Source organism: Actinacidiphila sp. bgisy160 (assembly GCF_965342435.1).
Taxonomy (GTDB): Bacteria; Actinomycetota; Actinomycetes; order Streptomycetales; family Streptomycetaceae; genus Actinacidiphila.
Map to the genome: position 1 here is coordinate 332,743 of NZ_CBDRCM010000002.1, position 14,942 is coordinate 347,684.

Here is a 14,942-nt window from a genome sequence, read left to right on the forward strand (position 1 = left end):
AGCTGCGCAGCCTGTGTGACGCTTTTGGAGAGTTGCTCGGACTCTTTTGCGCAGGTCGAGCCGGGGGCGCGGCCCGGCCGCGCCCTCTGGGAGCGAGTGGGTCGTCGACGAGGTGTGTCGGCAGGGCGTCGGCGGACTCCTCGGTTGGTTCCGCCTCGGTAGGGGCTTTCTCGGCTGGTCAGGGATGAGTGAGAAGCGGGCGCTGTGCGGAAACGGTGCCGCGCGGTCCGCGACCTGCGCCAAGCGAGGAGGCTCCTTCGGGTCGAGATCTCGAAGGCGCTCTCCGGGCAGGGGAGCCGGTCACACGGGTGATCGGCGCTCCGTCGCGAGTCCGGCGACCTCGTCGTGCATGGCTTGACGCATGGCTCTCGCTCGTGCCGACAGGTCGGTGGCCGTGACCATCATGGTCTCCCTCTTGAACCTGAGCGCGGGATCCTCGACACGCAGCCACTTCACGCCCTGCGGGACGATGTCCGCGGCCAGCCCGGGCATGACCGATATCCCCAGTCCCGCGGCAACGAGCCCGAGGCGCGTCTGCCAGCTGTGCGCCTCGTAGGCCACGCGCGGAGCTTCCAGGGTGGGCCAGGCGCCGAACCGGGGCCCGCCTTCCTCGCCGGCTCCCACGATCCACGCCTCTTGCGCCAGGTCGTCGACGTGCACCTCTTCCCTGGAGGCCAGCGGATGTGCCGTGTGGACGGCCACGCCTATCCCGCGGCCGGTGCGTACGACCTCGGTGCGCAGCCCGGTGAGGTCGTAGTCGGGGAGCCCTTCCCCGACTGCCACGACGGCCACCTCGAGGCGTCCCGCGCGAAGGCGGCGCAGCTGGGCGGGGCTGCCCGCCTCCCACAGGCTCACGGTGAGGGCCGGGTGCGCCTTTTGCAGGCGGGCGATGGCCCTGGGCACCAGCACCGCGGCCGCGGTGGGGTACGCGCCGACGGCCAGGCGCCCCGCGAGACGGTCGCGGAGCCCCGCGATCTCCAGTTCCGCCGCTTCGGCGTCTGCGAGCATGCGGCGCGCGTGCCGCAGCAGCGCCTCCCCGGACGGAGTCGGCCGGACTCCACGGGCTTGCCGCTCGAACAGCGGGGCCCCCACTGCGGCTTCTGTGGCCATGATCTGGCGCGAGACCGCGGACTGGGTGTAGCCGAGCGCCTCGGCCGCCGCGGTGAAGGACCCGCGCTGAGCGACCTCCAGCGTGACTCGCAGGCCCGTCAGCGTCAGTTCCGGCATGGCCCGACGATATGCGTGAACGACAAGGTAGGGCAAAGCGCGACCGTCCACTCAGAGCATGGCGAGGGGAGGCGGCCGTGCTGTGTGCCGAAGCGTGCGAGGGGACGCGCTTAGCGACCTGGAGCGGCACGCCGGCGGATGCGAGGACGGGTCTGCTCCGGCCGGCGAGCCATGCTGTTTCCGCATGGGAGCGATGCCAACGATTCGCTGGTGGAATGTCTCCGGCGGTGCAAAGCTGTTTCATGAGGAAAGCAGTGCAGAGCATGACCGGCCGCCAGCCAGGTCGCCGGCGCCCGCGGCGTTTGTGCGCGGTCTTACAAGAGACCGAGTCCATCCCGGGCAGGATCTTTCGACCCGGAATCCGCTTCCGGTTCTGCGGCGCTGCGTCGGCTTCGCAGGGGCGCGCCGCGATGCGGCACGGCACCGTGAGCAACCTGATCTCAGAGGAAACACCATGACTCATTTCATATCCCCCGACGACACCCGCTACGACGTGCGTTCCCGTGCGCTCGTCCGCATCGGCCGGGACGCCATCTCGAAGGAGAATCCGGGCGCACTGCGCGCCTACTTCAGTGAGGACTTCGCGTTCCACGGCCCCGACGGCGACCTCGGGTTCGAGGAACTGTCGAGCTTTTTCAGTCAGATGCGCAACGCCTTCACGGACTACTACTGCGAGCGATATGAAATCGTCTCAGCCGGGAATCTGATCGGTTGCCGGACGGAGATGGGCGGCATTTTCGAGAATCCGTTCGATCCGACGCCGGTGGGAACGGTGCAGCCGCACGGCAAGAAGGTGACGCTGACTCTGATCAACATGTTCCGCTACGACGAGGACGGCAGGCTGGCGGAAGAGTGGGTCCAGTACGACAACCTGGAGTGGCTGCGCCAGCTCGGCGTCGGACTCGTCCCCGCCTCCTACTGAAGGCCGCCGCTGATCGTGCCGGGGCAGGACCCGTCCAGCGGGCCGTGCGTCACGGCGGGCACGAGGTACTCCCCGATGATCCGCAGGTGACCCGCGATACGACCGCCGCCTCCCTCGAACGGGGGCGGCGGGTCGCGAAGCCGTGGTGGCGGGCACCTTCTCAAGCGATCGGTCAGTCCTCCAGGACCGGCAGCAGCTCCGGCAGGTGGCCGTCGGTGGCCAGACCTGTGGCGATGCGTTCGGCGGGGACGTCGCCGTAGGTGGTGGTGCGCTGGCGGGCCGGGCGGCCGGCGGCGTCGGCGATGGCGACGAGGTCGCGGATGGAGCGATAGGAGCCGTAGCTGGAGCCGGCCATGCGGGAGATGGTCTCCTCCATCAGGGTGCCGCCGAGGTCGTTGGCGCCGGAGCGGAGCATCTCGGCGGCGCCGTCGGTGCCGAGCTTGACCCAGCTGGTCTGGATGTTGCGGATGTGCGGGTGGAGCAGGAGGCGGGCCATGGCGGTGACGGCGCGGTTGTCGCGCAGGGTGGGGCCGGGGCGGGCGATGCCGGCGAGGTAGACCGGTGCGTTGGTGTGGATGAAGGGCAGGGTCACGAACTCGGTGAAACCGCCGGTCCGTTGCTGGATCCGTGCGAGCAGCCGCAGGTGGGCGAGCCAGTGGTGGGGCTGGTCGACGTGCCCGTACATCATGGTGGAGGAGGAGGGCAGGCCCAGCTCGTGGGCGGTGGTGATGACCTCGACCCAGGTGGCGGCGGGCAGCTTGCCCTTGGTCAGGACCCAGCGGACCTCGTCGTCGAGGATCTCGGCGGCGGTGCCGGGGACGGAGTCCAGGCCGGCTTCCTTGGCGGCGGTCAGCCATTCGCGGATCGACAGGCCGGTGCGGGTGGCGCCGTTGACGACCTCCATCGGGGAGAAGGCGTGCACGTGCATGCCGGGCACGCGTTCCTTCACCGCCCGCGCGATGTCGAAGTAGGCGGTGCCGGGCAGGTCGGGGTGGATGCCGCCCTGCATGCAGACTTCGGTGGCGCCGACCTGCCAGGCCTGTTCGGCGCGGACGGCGACCTGGGTCAGGGACAGGGTGTAGGCGTCGGCGTCGGTGCGGCGTTGGGCGAAGGCGCAGAAGCGGCAGCCGGTGTAGCAGACGTTGGTGAAGTTGATGTTCCGGGTGACGACGTAGGTGACCTCGTCGCCGACCGCGTCACGGCGGACGTCGTCGGCGATCCGGCACAGCGCGTCCAACGCCGCCCCGTCCGCGTGCAGCAGCGCGAGCGCCTCGGCGTCGGTCAGCTTCGTGGGGTCGTCGGCGGCCACGGACAGCGCCGTGCGCACGTCGGCCTCGATGCGGTCCGGGACCAGGCCGGGCGCGGCCTGCTCGCGCAGCGCCTCCCAGTCCCCGTACACCTCGTCGAAGTCCTCGCGGCGGTCGCCGGTGCGGCCCTCGGTGTCGATGGCGCGGTGCAGGTCGGTGCGGCCCGCCGCGGTGAAGACCTCCTCGGGCTCCTGCCAGGGACGGCCGGTGACCTCGGCGTCCTCACGGGCCAGGCCGGTGGCCGGGTCGGCCAGGGCGGTGACGTGCGGCCGCAGGCGCGGGTCGAGCCACGGCTCGCCGCGTTGGACGAACTCCGGGTAGACGCACAGCCGTTCGCGCAAGCTGAAGCCCGCCTCCGCCGAGCGTGCCGCCAGCTCCTCGATCTGCGGCCAGGGCCGCTCGGGGTTGACGTGGTCCGGGGTGAGCGGGGAGACCCCGCCCCAGTCGTCGATGCCGGCCCCGATCAGCCGGGCGTACTCCGCGTCCACCAGGTTCGGCGGCGCCTGAAGGCAGGCCGACGGGCCCATGATGTGCCGGGCAACCGCCACGGTGGCCACCAGGTCGTCCAGTTCCGCGTCCGGCATGCCGCGCATCGCGGTGTCCGGCTTGGCGCGGAAGTTCTGGATGATCAGCTCCTGGACGCCGTGGTACGACCGGGCCACGCGGCGCAGCGCGAACAGCGAGTCGGCGCGCTCCTCGTAGGTCTCCCCGATGCCGATGAGGATGCCGCTGGTGAAGGGCACGGAGCTGCGGCCCGCGTCCTCCAGCACCCGCAGCCGCACGGCGGGTTCCTTGTCGGGGGAGCCGTAGTGCGGGCCACCGGGCTCGCTCCACAGCCGGGTCGCCGTCGTCTCCAGCATCATGCCCATGGAGGGGGCGACCGGCTTCAGGCGCTGGAAGTCCGTCCAGCTCATGACCCCGGGGTTGAGGTGCGGCAGCAGCCCCGTCTCCTCCAGGATCCGCACGGACATCGCACGGACGTAGGCGATGGTGTCGTCGTAGCCGTGGGCGTCGAGCCACTCGCGGGCCTCGGGCCAGCGGTCCTCCGGCTTGTCCCCGAGCGTGATCAGGGCTTCCTTGCAGCCGAGTTCGGCACCGCGGCGGGCGATCTCCAGCACCTCGTCCGGGGACATGAACATCCCGTGCCCGGCCCGCCGCAGCTTGCCGGGGACCGTCGCGAAGGTGCAGTAGTGGCACTTGTCCCGGCACAGACGCGTGAGCGGGATGAAGACGCTCTTGGAGTAGGTGATGACGCGGGGCCGTCCCGCCGCCTCCAGACCCGCGTCCCGCACCCGGGCCGCGCTCTCGGTGAGGGCGGCGAGGTCCGCCCCCCGCGCCTGGAGCAGCACCGCGGCCTCCGCGGTGTCGAGCGCGACGCCGTCACGGGCACGCCTCAGGGCACGGCGCATGCTGTTGGCGGTGGGCGGAGTCTGGGTCATCCTCCGAGGATAGGCGCGGCATCCGTCAGCCGGCGGTGTCGGAAGGATCACCGGGCCGCGGGGCCCGGACGGGGAATATCCGGACTGGCCTTGACGTCGGCGTCAAGGTCTACCGTCGGGGCATGCGGATCGGAGAACTCGCCGAACGGGCCGGGACCACCACCCGCGCCCTGCGCCACTACGAATCGCTCGGCTTGCTGCGCGCCCGGCGTACGGGCAACGGCTACCGGGCCTACGACGAGCAGGACCTGCGGCTGCTCCGGCAGATCCAGGCACTGCGCGCCTTCGGCTTCGAACTGGAGGACACCCGCCCGTTCGTGGACTGCCTGCGGGCCGGCCACCCGCAGGGGGACACCTGCGCCGCCTCGCTCGAGGTCTACCGGCGCAAGCTGGCGGAGCTGGACGAGTGCATCGACCGTCTGACGGAGGTCCGTGAGCGGCTCGGCTCGCAACTCGTCCGCGCCGAGCTGGCCTCGGCCGGGGGCGCGTCCGAACCGCGCTGCGAGTTCAGTTGCGAGGCAAGCGAGGGGAGTACGCGATGACGACGCACACCGAGGGCCTGACCGAGGTGACCGACGCGACGTTCGCCGAGGAGGTACTGGGGGCCGAGGGGCCGGTGCTGGTGGAGTTCACCGCCGACTGGTGCCCGCCCTGCCGCCAGATCGCCCCGGTCCTGGCGGAGGTCGCCCGGGAGGAGGCGGGCCGGCTGAAGGTCGTCCAGCTCGACGTGGACCACAACCCGCGGGCGACGTCGGCGTACGGCGTCCTGTCGATGCCGACCCTGATGGTCTTCCGGTCGGGTGAGCCGGTGATGTCCCTGGTGGGGGCACGGCCGAAGCGGCGGTTGCTGCAGGAACTCGCCGACGTCCTGTGAGCGGGGGCGCGGGCACCGCTGCTTCGGCGAGCGCTTCGGAGGCGAACCGAGCCGCCGGCACGCGGGTACCGCTGTCCCGGGGCGGGTGGGCGGCCCGCCCCGGGACACCGGCCGTCAGGCCTTCGCGGGCTCCTCGGGCACGGCAGCGGCGGCCGCGTCGTCGCCGTCGTCGTCGGAGTTGATCCGCGCCAGGATCGCGTCGCGCTCCGGGGTGTCCTCTGGCTTGGCGAAGCCGATGAGCACGTACAGCACGAGGGAGACCGCCAGCGGCGTCACGATCTGGATCTGCAGCTGCACCCCGTCCAGCCCGTAGTTGGTGAGCCAGAAGGCGAACAGGCCGGCGGCCCAGGAGACCAGTGCCGCCGTCGGGCCGGACTTACGGAACGTCCGCAGCAACCCGAGCATGAACGGGATCGCGATCGGGCCCATCAGACCGGCCACCCATTTGATGACGACCGTGATGATGTCCTTGAAGGTCGGCGAGTTGACCTGGGTGGCGACCGCCATCGACAGGGCGAGGAAGGCCACGGTGGTGATCCGGGCGGCGATCAGCCCGGCCCGCGCGTCCCAGCCGCGCGCCGCCCTGGACAGCACCGGCGCGATGTCCCGGGTGAAGACGGCGGCGATGGCGTTGGCGTCGGAGGAGCACATGGCCATGGTGTGCGAGAAGAAGCCGACGACCACCAGGCCCAGCAGGCCGTGCGGCAGCAATTGCTCGGTCAGCAGGGCGTACGAGTCCGAGGCGTCCGGCTTCTGCGCCTTCACCAGCAGCGGGGCCACCCACATGGGGAAGAAGAGGACCAGCGGCCAGACGAACCACAGCACGGCCGACAGCCGGGCCGAGCGGGTCGCCGCGCGGGCGTTGGAGGTGGCCATGTAGCGCTGGGCCTGGTTCCACATGCCGCCGTTGTACTCGAACGTCTTGATGAACAGGTACGCCAGCAGGAAGGTCAGCGTGTACGGCCCGGCGGTCGGCGCGGTGTGGTCGTCCGGCAGCTTGTCCCAGACCGTCCACAGCCCGCTGATCCCGCCGATCTCGCCCAGGACCGCCACCAGCATGGCGAGGCCGGCCAGCAGCTGGATGACGAACTGGCCCAGCTCGGTGAGGGCGTCCGCCCACAGCCCGCCGACCGTGCAGTAGACGGCCGTGACGGCGCCGGTGATCAGGATGCCCTGGTTGAGGGAGACACCGGTGAAGACCGACAGGAGGGTGGCGATCGCCGCCCACTTGGCACCCACGTCCACGATCTTCAGCAGCACGCCGGAGACGGCGAGGGCCTGCTGGGTCGGGACGTTGTAACGGTTCTTCAGGTACTCCAGCGGCGAGGCCACGTGCAGCCGGGAGCGCAGCCGGTTGAGCCGGGGCGCGAAGAGGTTGGCGCCGATGGCGATGCCGATGGCGATCGGGAAGGACCAGGTGACGTACGAGGTGACGCCGTAGGTGTAGGCGATGCCGGCGTAACCGGTGAACATCACCGCGCTGTAGCCGGACATGTGGTGCGAGATGCCGGACAGCCACCAGGGCATGCGGCCGCCCGCGGTGAAGAAGTCGCCGACGTCGTCGACGCGTTTGTGGGACCACAGGCCGATGGCGACCATCACGCCGAAGTAGCCGATGAGTACGGCCCAGTCGAGACCATTCATGCGTTGTTGCCCCTTCCAGGGGTCCGCCTTGTGAACGGGAGCGCACTTCGCCGGTACGTCCGTCGCGGGGCGGCGCCCCAGATTGAACCGCCTGGGAAGGGGCTGGTCAAGACCATCGATGTTCAAGGACATGAACACCGATCAGCGAGTAGAACGATTTTACTCGTTCTTGACCTTACTTCACGTTGTTGTGACTGTGTACGGCGCCCCACCATGAGCGGGTACTTCGCCGGAACGACCGCACGCCGGACGCAGCCCGTCCGGGTCCATCCGTCCCTGTCAGCGCAGCAGTTCGCCCGCGTTCACCAGTGGCGACCGTCCGGTGGTCGCGCGCCCGGTCGCAGGTCAGGAGGGCGCCGGCCTCCGCCACGTCGCCGTCCGTGGCCGGCTCCAGAAGCGCCATACGGCCGGCGGGCCGGTGCGGCGCCTCGCCCTCGGGCGCGCCCTCGGTGCGCGCCGTGAAGCCGGCGCAGGCCTGGACCGGCGGGCCCCGCATCCAGCCCGGGAGCGCGGTCCACCACCGCCACTACGCAGGCGAATTGACGCTCTGTCGGAAACGGTCTCAGCCGGCCGCGATGGCCAGGGCCTTGGCGAGCCGGCGCAGTCCTTCCCCGATCTCGTCGGGGGTGTGCGTGACGAAGGACAGCCGTAACGCCGCACGGTCGGGCTCGCCCGCGTAGAAGGGTGCCCCCGGCACATAGGCCACGTCGTGGGCCACCACCTGGGGCAGCAACTGTGCCGCGTCGTACCCGGTGGGCAGCCGGGCCCAGACGAACATGCCGCCCTCCGGCCGGTTCCACGCGCTGCCCTCGGGCAGTGCCCCGGGCAGTCCGGCCAGCAGGGCGTCCCGCCGCTCCCGGTAGGCGGCGCGGACCCGCGCCAGATGGGCGTCGAGGTCGGAGTCGGCGAGGTAGCGGGCGGCGGCGGCCTGGTCCACGGTCGAGGTGTGCAGGTCGGCGGACTGCTTGGCCACCACGCACGCCCGGCGCAGCGCGGCCGGGGCGCGCAGCCAGCCGAGCCGCATCCCGGGCGCCATGATCTTGGACAGGCTGCCGAGCAGGACCGTACGGTCCGCGGCAGCCTGGTGGGAGGCGATCCACGGTTCCGCCTCGCCGTCGTAGCGCAGTTCCCCGTACGGGTCGTCCTCCGCGATCCACAGCCCGTGACGTTCGGCGATCAGGGCGACCGCCTGCCGGCGCTCGGCCGTCATCGTGCGGCCAGTGGGGTTGTGGAAGGTCGGCACCAGGTAGAGCAGCCTGGCCTTCTCCCGGACGACGGCCAGTTCCAGGGCCATCGGGTCGATGCCGTCCGCGTCGGTGGGGACGGGCACCACGCGGGCGCCCGCGAAGGCGAAGCACTGCAGCGCCGCCAGGTAGCCAGGATCCTCCACGAGGACGACGTCCCCGGGTTCCAGCAGGGCCGTGGAGACCAGGGTGAGGGCCTGCTGAGAGCCGCTGGTGACGAGCAGGTCGTCGGAGCCGGTGGGCAGCCCCGCCCGGGTGAGCCGGCCGGCGATCGCCCCGCGCAGCGCCGGGTCCCCTTCGGTGGTGGAGTACTGCAGCACCCTCTCGGGCGCCTCGGCGAGGACGTGGTCGTAGGCGGCGCGTATCGCCGCGGCGTCGAAGAGCTCGGGGGAGGGCAGCCCGCCGGCGAAGGAGATCACCTCCGGACGGGCGGTCAGCGCGAGGATCTCCCGTACCGGAGATCCGCCGACGCTGGTGGCACGGGTGGCGAGGCCGGGAACGGGGGCGCGCATGACGGGCTCCTTCGCGGTGGCGGGTGATTTCGCGGACCGTACACAGATATGTCGGGCACCGCCATGGGCATCCATATCTGACTTCCAGTCAACTGCACCGGAGGCATCGAAGAGGACACCCGAAGCGAGCGCGACGGCGAACCAACCCGCGGGCGACCACTTCATCGCCGGCGCCAGAGGGGCCCCGCGGCTTCCACGCGCTCGGCCACCCCAACGCGGGCTCGGACACCGAGGCGGCCGGCACGGGCCCGGGCCGGGTCGAACTCGTCGCGCCCTTCCTCCCCACGGTGCCGGGGGCCGACACCTACGTCGACCGGCTGCGCCAGCCGGAGGCGGTACGGCTTCGGACCAAGGCCGGTGGAAGTCTCGCGGACCCCGGACAGTCATCAACTCGCGACCGTAGTGTGAGGATCGACTCTCGCGCGTGGCGGGATGCGATACGGGGACGGGGTGGGGTGGAGATGCAACCGGAGATCGTCGATCTGGCACGCAGCGCGGGAACCACGGTTGTGACCCTCATGGCAACGGATGCCTGGCAGCGGGTGCGGGACAGCCTGGCGACGCTTTGGAACCGGACGCAACCGAGCCGGACCGACGGCATCATCGGAGAGCTCGAGGCGACGCGGGAGGACATCCTCGCGGCGCGAGAGTCGGGAGACGCGGGAACGGAGCTCGAACTCACCGAGGAGTGGTCCGGACGGATACGTCGATTGCTGGCGAACGACCCGAGCGCGGCCGATGAGCTGCGGCAGATCCTGGACGATCTTGCGATGGCGGGACCCGTCACCGGGGCTCAGGTACACACGACGATTCACCTTCAGGCGCGGGCCGAAGGGGAAAGCCGCGTGTACCAGGCAGGACGCGACCAGCACATCACCGAACGATGACGGCCCCCGAGGACGGGGAGCCGGGATCCCAGTACGGCCGGGCATCGGGGCAGGGCCGGGTCTTTCAGGCTGCGCGTGACCAGCACATCGTCGAACATCACCATCACTACGGGGAGAGACCTGGCCTGACACCGGGAGGGCTGGAACGGGACGGGCCGCGGCTTCCGGTACCCGACTCGGTGCGGGTGCCACTCGTTGGGACGGTTCCGGGGGTTCTTCGCGATCGTTCCGAATTGATGGCCAGGTTCCGGGAAGTCCTCGCGGGCGAGGGCGGGTCGGTTCATGTGCTTCACGGGGTCGGGGGTGCGGGAAAGACCTCCCTGGTGCATGCGGTGTTCGAGGAGGCATCCGCCACGACGGACAAGGTGGGCTTGTGGGTCAGCGCCTCCGATCCCGCCGGGTTCCGCGCGGCAATGCTGGCGGTCGCCATCGACCAGGGCGCCGACCCGGCAGAGGCGGCAGCGGCGCAGGCGGGCTTGCGTCCGGCGGCCGACCTTGTGTGGAAGTACCTCGACCATGCCGTCCACCCCTGGCTGCTGGTGATCGACAACGCGGACGATCCCACCGTGCTCGCCGGAGGATGGCTCAGGAGGAGCCGCAATGGCGTGGTGATGGTGACCTCTCGGCGGGCGCACTCGCCGGTGTGGCGAGAGGCCGTCCGGCATGCGGTCGAGGTGCTGCCGCTTCATGACGCTGCGCAGGCCCTTTGTGACCTCGCGCCGGAAGCAGGAGGCTTCGAGCAAGCCGTCAAGGTGGCGGAGAAGCTGGGATGCCTGCCCTTGGCGTTGAACCTGGCCGGTTCCTACCTGTCGAGCCGGCTACTGGAGGCCGTATCCATGTCTGAGTATGCGGATCGTCTGGAGGAGGACCCGCTCGGACAGCTGAATCGGGGGTTGCCGGCTGTGGGGCGCATCGGCGCGGAAGACGACCCCGTCGCACGTACGTGGAAGCTCTCGCTGGAGGCGCTTGCCGGCGAGGGACTTCCCGAGGCCACCACACTCCTACGGCTCATGTCCTGCTGGAGCGCGGAGCCCATGCCGCTCACGGTTCTCGCTCGGGCCGAGACCGTCACCTTGGGCGCCGAGGAGGGTGAACCCTCGCTTCGCAGCGGACGGCTCGAACAGGCGCTCAGAGGGTTGATCGAACATTCCCTGGTCGCGATTGTCGACGTACCGCGTATGGATGGTCCTGTTCGATCGGTCCGTTCGCACAGGGTGTTGCTCAGCAGCGTGGCTGCCGAGGTGCCCGAAAGGCAGAGATCGCCCTATCTTGTCGCCGCGGCAAGCCTGTTGGAGGCGGCCACTCCTCACGATGCGGTTTCGGCGGAGTCCCAGGAGCTGGGTCGGGTGCTGGCGCCACACATTGCGGCGCTGGTGAAGAGGGAGCCGCTGGGAGAAGCTGCGGCCCCGGTTGTAACGCTCGCATCGCGCATCGCGGAGCAGCTCCATGAAGGTGGCGACTACACCGGCGCGCATGATCTGGCGGTCCGTGCGGCGCAGGCCGGGGAGCGGGCGCTGGGTGCTTCCGACGTCAGGGTGATGCATGCCTTGAGACGGGCGGGATGGGCCTTGTTCCGGCTGGGGCGCTTTGCTGACTCGGAAGAGGTTCTCCGGCGAGTCTTCGACGACTGTGAGCGGTTGTTCGGACCCGGTCACATCGAGACCTGCGAGAGTGGGTACGCCTTGGCGGCACCGCTTTGCCAAATGGGCCGGCGAGCAGAAGGTGTGGTGCTGCTGCGTCGTATTGCGGAGTTGCAGCAACAAGCGCTTGGTGGCGATCACGTAGAGACACTGCGTACCCGGGCGACCCTCCTGGAGCACCTTGTTCCTCTGGGCGACTTCGAGGAGTTCGATCATTCAGCGGCGAGCGTCGTGGCAGCCTGTGAGAGCAGCCTGGGCAGTGATCACCCGACAACCCTCATGGCTCGTCACAACCAGGCGTACGGGCTGTTCAAGCGGGGGCAGACTGCTGAGGCACTGGCGGTCGCGGAACGTGTGCTCGACGACCGCTCACGTGTCCAGGGCCGCGACCACCAGCAGGCACTCTCGGCCGCGGTATTGCTGAGTTGGATCTACGAGCGGACCGGCCGGCTTCAGGACGCGATCGACTTGGGGAGAAGAGTGGTCATCGGCCAGGAACGCGCACTGGGGGCTGAGCATCCCTATCTTCTCGCCAATCAGGCCGGGCTTGCCTCGCAACTGGCGTCCTGTGACATGCGAGAGGAGGCGGTGGAAGTGGCATCGCGGTATCTCGAGGCCGCTGAGCGCGTTCTGGGATCCTCCGATGAGTCGGTGGTGAAGCTCCGCCGCATCGTCAACGGCGACTAGTTGTAGGTGTGGCGGTGGAAGTGCACCCCCTCGGCCAGGACGGCGGGCCAGTCGAGGGGGTCGTCTTCATCTGCTGGTGGGTCAGGCGGCAGGGAATGCGCCCTGCTGCGCGGCTGCGACGAAGGAGGCCCAGGACTCCTTCGTGAAGCTGAGAATCGGTCCCTTGGGGTCCTTGGAGTCGCGTACGGCGATGACCTCGTCGCTCGGCCTCGCCACCTCGATGCAGTCGCCGTTGGCAGCCGAGTACGAGGACTTCTTCCAGGCTTCCTTGTGGATCTGCGGTGTTGCCATTCTTTACACTCCGGATGGTCCAGTCGGGGAGGCGTGATCACGCCCCGGGGGCGCAAATGACGCTACTCGCCAACATCACATCCTGGATGGCCGGTTCACCCGACCGGATGGCATATTCCATGACCCGCTTCCACCATGCGGCCTGCGGTGTACCCTGCCGCCCACGGGTGCTGGACCCCCATCAGGTCGCGTACTCCTTGGCGATGTCGATCACGAACTGCCGGGACTGCTCGGCATTCAGGGCCTGGGCCCTCAAGTGTTCGTACATGACGCTGTAGCTCTGCACGTCCGACGGCTTCTCGAGGTACAGGTCGCTGGTGACGCCCTCGAGGTAGACCACGCTGGCGTCGGACTCGTCCTCGAACTCCAGGATGGCGAATTTGCCGTACATCCCCGGGTGAGCGCCCACGGCGTAGGGGAGCACCTGCAGTGTGACGTGCGGCATGGAGCTTACGTTTGCCAGGTGCTCCAGTTGCTCGCGCATGACCACCTTGCTGCCCACCACGCGGCGCAGGAGCGCCTCGTCGACGACGGCCCAGTAGCGCAGCGGCTTCACGGGGTCCAAGATGCGTTCCTGCCGCTTGAGCCGCACTTGGATCCGCTTCTCGAGGTCCGCGGGTGTTGCCTCCGGCCACATGCCCTCGATGACTGCCTCCGCGTAGCCGCGTGTTTGCAGCAGGCCCGGCATGATGAGGGATTCGTAGACGCGCAGGGACTCGGCCTCGGTCTCCAGGCCGATGTAGACGCTGTAGGGGACGTCGCCGAAGGCGTGCCACCAGCCCTGCTGCCGGGACTCGCGCGCCATGTTCATCAGCGAGTCGACGAGGCGGCTGTCCTCGACCCCGTACACGCTGCACAGGTCGCGCACGTCGCGCTGGCTGATGCTGCGGCGCCCGTTCTCCAGCCTGCTGATCTTCGACTGGGAGACCAGCAGCCGGGCGGCGACCTCCTCCGCGGTCATTCCCTTCTGCTCACGCAGCTTGCGCAGTTCCGAGCCGAGTCGGCGTCGCCTGACGGTGGGATTGACGTTGGCGGCCACGGGATGTGCACCTCCGGGTTGCGGACTGGTCCGTGTTCTCTGCAGATATGTACTGCTGGTCAGCAGAGTGCCACTATCGGTCATCCCCCCGCTGGGAATTGGTCATATGCTGCGCTCTTCGAAAGAGCGGACAAACAGCAGCGCGCGGGGCGGTTGCGTGGGGTCGCGTTCGTCACGGTGTCCGGGCCCTGCCGCCGGACACCCCGGGTCAGCGGACGCCGGCGCGGACCATGCCGTGGCCCGTCGCCCTGGCCGCCGCCGGACGCCCCTGGGCGGGGGCGCGCTTCGGCTGCGCGGCGGCACCGTTCTGCACGTCCATCACGGCGTGCGCGACGAGGCCGCCCATGGGGTCGTACCTGATCAGGTCACGGAGCCGCGATCGGGACGACCGGCCCTCGTTGCCCGGGTACAGGTGCTTGCCGAGCCCCACGGCATGGGCGATCGCGGCGAGAGCGGCGGTCCGCGGGTCCGGTGGCATCCCGGTGCGGATCGCGCTGTCCAGCCGGGCCCTGATCTCCCGGCTGACCTCGCTGTCGGTCGCCTGATAGCGCGTGGTCGGCAGCACCCCGCACATCTGCCCCGGCACGGCGTGCACCATGCCGCACCGTTCCAGATGCGCGAGATACGTCTGGCGCAGCCCCAGGCGGGGCCCGCCGATCCAGTGGACGGCGCGCACGGGGCTGCCGCGACGGCGCAGCAGTTCGAGCGCGGAGTCCAGGGTCGGATCTCCTGTCGGCCGTGGGTGCACCACGGCGATACGATCCCCGTCAGGGGCTATCCGTCCTGCGAGGGCCAGCTCCACTAGCTGTGCCCCGGCAAGACCGAGGTCGAGCGACTGCGGCTGCGCCGTGGTACCCGTGGCCGGGTCCAGGGCGAGAAGCAGTAGCTCCTCCGGAAGTGTTCTGCGGCTCCTGCCCATCCATGCCTCCCCGCGTGGATGAATGACAGGGTGACGCCTCTCACACCGGCCTGTCGAGAGCGCCTTGCCCGTTCGTGCGGGAACCGACTCATATGTCGTTCTCGTCTAGCACCGAGGGCGGCGGTGACTCGCGGGGAGCCGGGGCGTCCCACGGCGGGTCCCCCGGTGGCTTCACAGCAGGGGCCTGGAAACTGGTGTATGGGTGAGCGGGGCGCCGTGGCGGCGCATCGCGCGAAGTGTGGAGGAGGTCCGGTGGCGGGCGAGTCCCCCGGCAGGGCGGAGCAGCAGGAGTCGTCGGGGGAGGCGACCG

Annotated in this window: 12 protein-coding genes and 1 pseudogene; 5 read left to right on the plus strand and 8 right to left on the minus strand. The window is 69.9% G+C overall.

The genetic code is table 11. The annotated features are described in order from the left end of the window. Positions 1-300: 300 nt before the first annotated feature. A complete protein-coding gene (locus ACRWNP_RS04300; protein WP_431959555.1) occupies positions 301-1,227 on the minus strand; it encodes a LysR family transcriptional regulator in 927 nt (308 codons plus the stop codon). Between the two features lie 454 nt (positions 1,228-1,681). On the opposite strand from ACRWNP_RS04300, the gene ACRWNP_RS04305 reads away from it, so the two are divergent. After that, entirely contained in the window at positions 1,682-2,149 is a 468-nt protein-coding gene (locus ACRWNP_RS04305) for an ester cyclase (RefSeq protein WP_431959556.1), read from the plus strand. 172 nt (positions 2,150-2,321) lie between these two features. On the opposite strand, the gene ACRWNP_RS04310 is transcribed toward ACRWNP_RS04305, so the two are convergent. Then, entirely contained in the window at positions 2,322-4,895 is a 2,574-nt protein-coding gene (locus ACRWNP_RS04310) for a bifunctional FO biosynthesis protein CofGH (RefSeq protein WP_431959558.1), read from the minus strand. Between the two features lie 122 nt (positions 4,896-5,017). Here ACRWNP_RS04310 and ACRWNP_RS04315 point away from each other — a divergent pair, with 122 nt between their 5' ends. After that, entirely contained in the window at positions 5,018-5,437 is a 420-nt protein-coding gene (locus tag ACRWNP_RS04315) for a MerR family transcriptional regulator (RefSeq protein WP_431959559.1), read from the plus strand. Continuing rightward, positions 5,434-5,769: a thioredoxin gene (gene trxA, locus ACRWNP_RS04320; RefSeq protein ID WP_431959560.1), complete on the plus strand. Its 336-nt coding sequence runs from the start codon at positions 5,434-5,436 to the stop codon at positions 5,767-5,769. Before ACRWNP_RS04315 ends, trxA begins: the two co-directional genes overlap by 4 nt. Before the next feature lie 114 nt (positions 5,770-5,883). On the opposite strand, the gene ACRWNP_RS04325 is transcribed toward trxA, so the two are convergent. The 3 genes and pseudogenes from ACRWNP_RS04325 to ACRWNP_RS04335 form a co-directional block, all read right to left on the minus strand. Next, on the minus strand, positions 5,884-7,413 hold the full coding sequence (locus ACRWNP_RS04325; protein ID WP_431959561.1) for a sodium:solute symporter family protein: 1,530 nt from the start codon (positions 7,411-7,413) through the stop codon (positions 5,884-5,886). A 279-nt stretch (positions 7,414-7,692) separates the two neighbouring features. Continuing rightward, positions 7,693-7,927 (minus strand): annotated as a pseudogene (locus ACRWNP_RS04330) (SDR family oxidoreductase); the annotation flags it as partial. Between the two features lie 48 nt (positions 7,928-7,975). Further along, positions 7,976-9,169: a PLP-dependent aminotransferase family protein gene (locus tag ACRWNP_RS04335; protein ID WP_431959562.1), complete on the minus strand. Its 1,194-nt coding sequence runs from the start codon at positions 9,167-9,169 to the stop codon at positions 7,976-7,978. A gap of 461 nt (positions 9,170-9,630) precedes the next feature. On the opposite strand from ACRWNP_RS04335, the gene ACRWNP_RS04340 reads away from it, so the two are divergent. Together ACRWNP_RS04340 and ACRWNP_RS04345 are read left to right on the plus strand one after the other, a co-directional pair. Next, entirely contained in the window at positions 9,631-10,056 is a 426-nt protein-coding gene (locus ACRWNP_RS04340) for a hypothetical protein (RefSeq protein ID WP_431959606.1), read from the plus strand. Next, complete coding sequence (locus ACRWNP_RS04345) at positions 10,053-12,383, plus strand: tetratricopeptide repeat protein (RefSeq protein ID WP_431959563.1); 2,331 nt, start codon at positions 10,053-10,055, stop codon at positions 12,381-12,383. The genes ACRWNP_RS04340 and ACRWNP_RS04345 overlap by 4 nt, the downstream gene beginning before the upstream one ends. Before the next feature lie 81 nt (positions 12,384-12,464). On the opposite strand, the gene ACRWNP_RS04350 is transcribed toward ACRWNP_RS04345, so the two are convergent. From ACRWNP_RS04350 to ACRWNP_RS04360, 3 genes are all read right to left on the minus strand, one after another. Then, positions 12,465-12,674 carry a DUF397 domain-containing protein gene (locus tag ACRWNP_RS04350; protein WP_431959564.1) on the minus strand — a complete coding sequence of 70 codons (210 nt, stop codon included), beginning with the start codon at positions 12,672-12,674 and terminating at the stop codon, positions 12,465-12,467. A 181-nt stretch (positions 12,675-12,855) separates the two neighbouring features. Beyond that, positions 12,856-13,713, minus strand: a complete 858-nt coding sequence (locus ACRWNP_RS04355; RefSeq protein ID WP_431959565.1) for a helix-turn-helix domain-containing protein — start codon at positions 13,711-13,713, stop codon at positions 12,856-12,858. 208 nt (positions 13,714-13,921) lie between these two features. After that, a complete protein-coding gene (locus tag ACRWNP_RS04360; protein WP_431959566.1) occupies positions 13,922-14,632 on the minus strand; it encodes a GOLPH3/VPS74 family protein in 711 nt (236 codons plus the stop codon). Positions 14,633-14,942: the final 310 nt, after the last annotated feature.

Coding starts and splice junctions, on each gene's coding strand:
- trxA (WP_431959560.1), top strand. CDS start 5,434: ATGACGACGCACACCGAGGGCCTGACCGAGGTGACCGACGCGACGTTC.
- ACRWNP_RS04310 (WP_431959558.1), bottom strand. CDS start 4,895: ATGACCCAGACTCCGCCCACCGCCAACAGCATGCGCCGTGCCCTGAGG.
- ACRWNP_RS04340 (WP_431959606.1), top strand. CDS start 9,631: ATGCAACCGGAGATCGTCGATCTGGCACGCAGCGCGGGAACCACGGTT.
- ACRWNP_RS04325 (WP_431959561.1), bottom strand. CDS start 7,413: ATGAATGGTCTCGACTGGGCCGTACTCATCGGCTACTTCGGCGTGATG.
- ACRWNP_RS04300 (WP_431959555.1), bottom strand. CDS start 1,227: ATGCCGGAACTGACGCTGACGGGCCTGCGAGTCACGCTGGAGGTCGCT.
- ACRWNP_RS04360 (WP_431959566.1), bottom strand. CDS start 14,632: ATGGGCAGGAGCCGCAGAACACTTCCGGAGGAGCTACTGCTTCTCGCC.
- ACRWNP_RS04335 (WP_431959562.1), bottom strand. CDS start 9,169: ATGCGCGCCCCCGTTCCCGGCCTCGCCACCCGTGCCACCAGCGTCGGC.
- ACRWNP_RS04305 (WP_431959556.1), top strand. CDS start 1,682: ATGACTCATTTCATATCCCCCGACGACACCCGCTACGACGTGCGTTCC.
- ACRWNP_RS04315 (WP_431959559.1), top strand. CDS start 5,018: ATGCGGATCGGAGAACTCGCCGAACGGGCCGGGACCACCACCCGCGCC.
- ACRWNP_RS04350 (WP_431959564.1), bottom strand. CDS start 12,674: ATGGCAACACCGCAGATCCACAAGGAAGCCTGGAAGAAGTCCTCGTAC.
- ACRWNP_RS04345 (WP_431959563.1), top strand. CDS start 10,053: ATGACGGCCCCCGAGGACGGGGAGCCGGGATCCCAGTACGGCCGGGCA.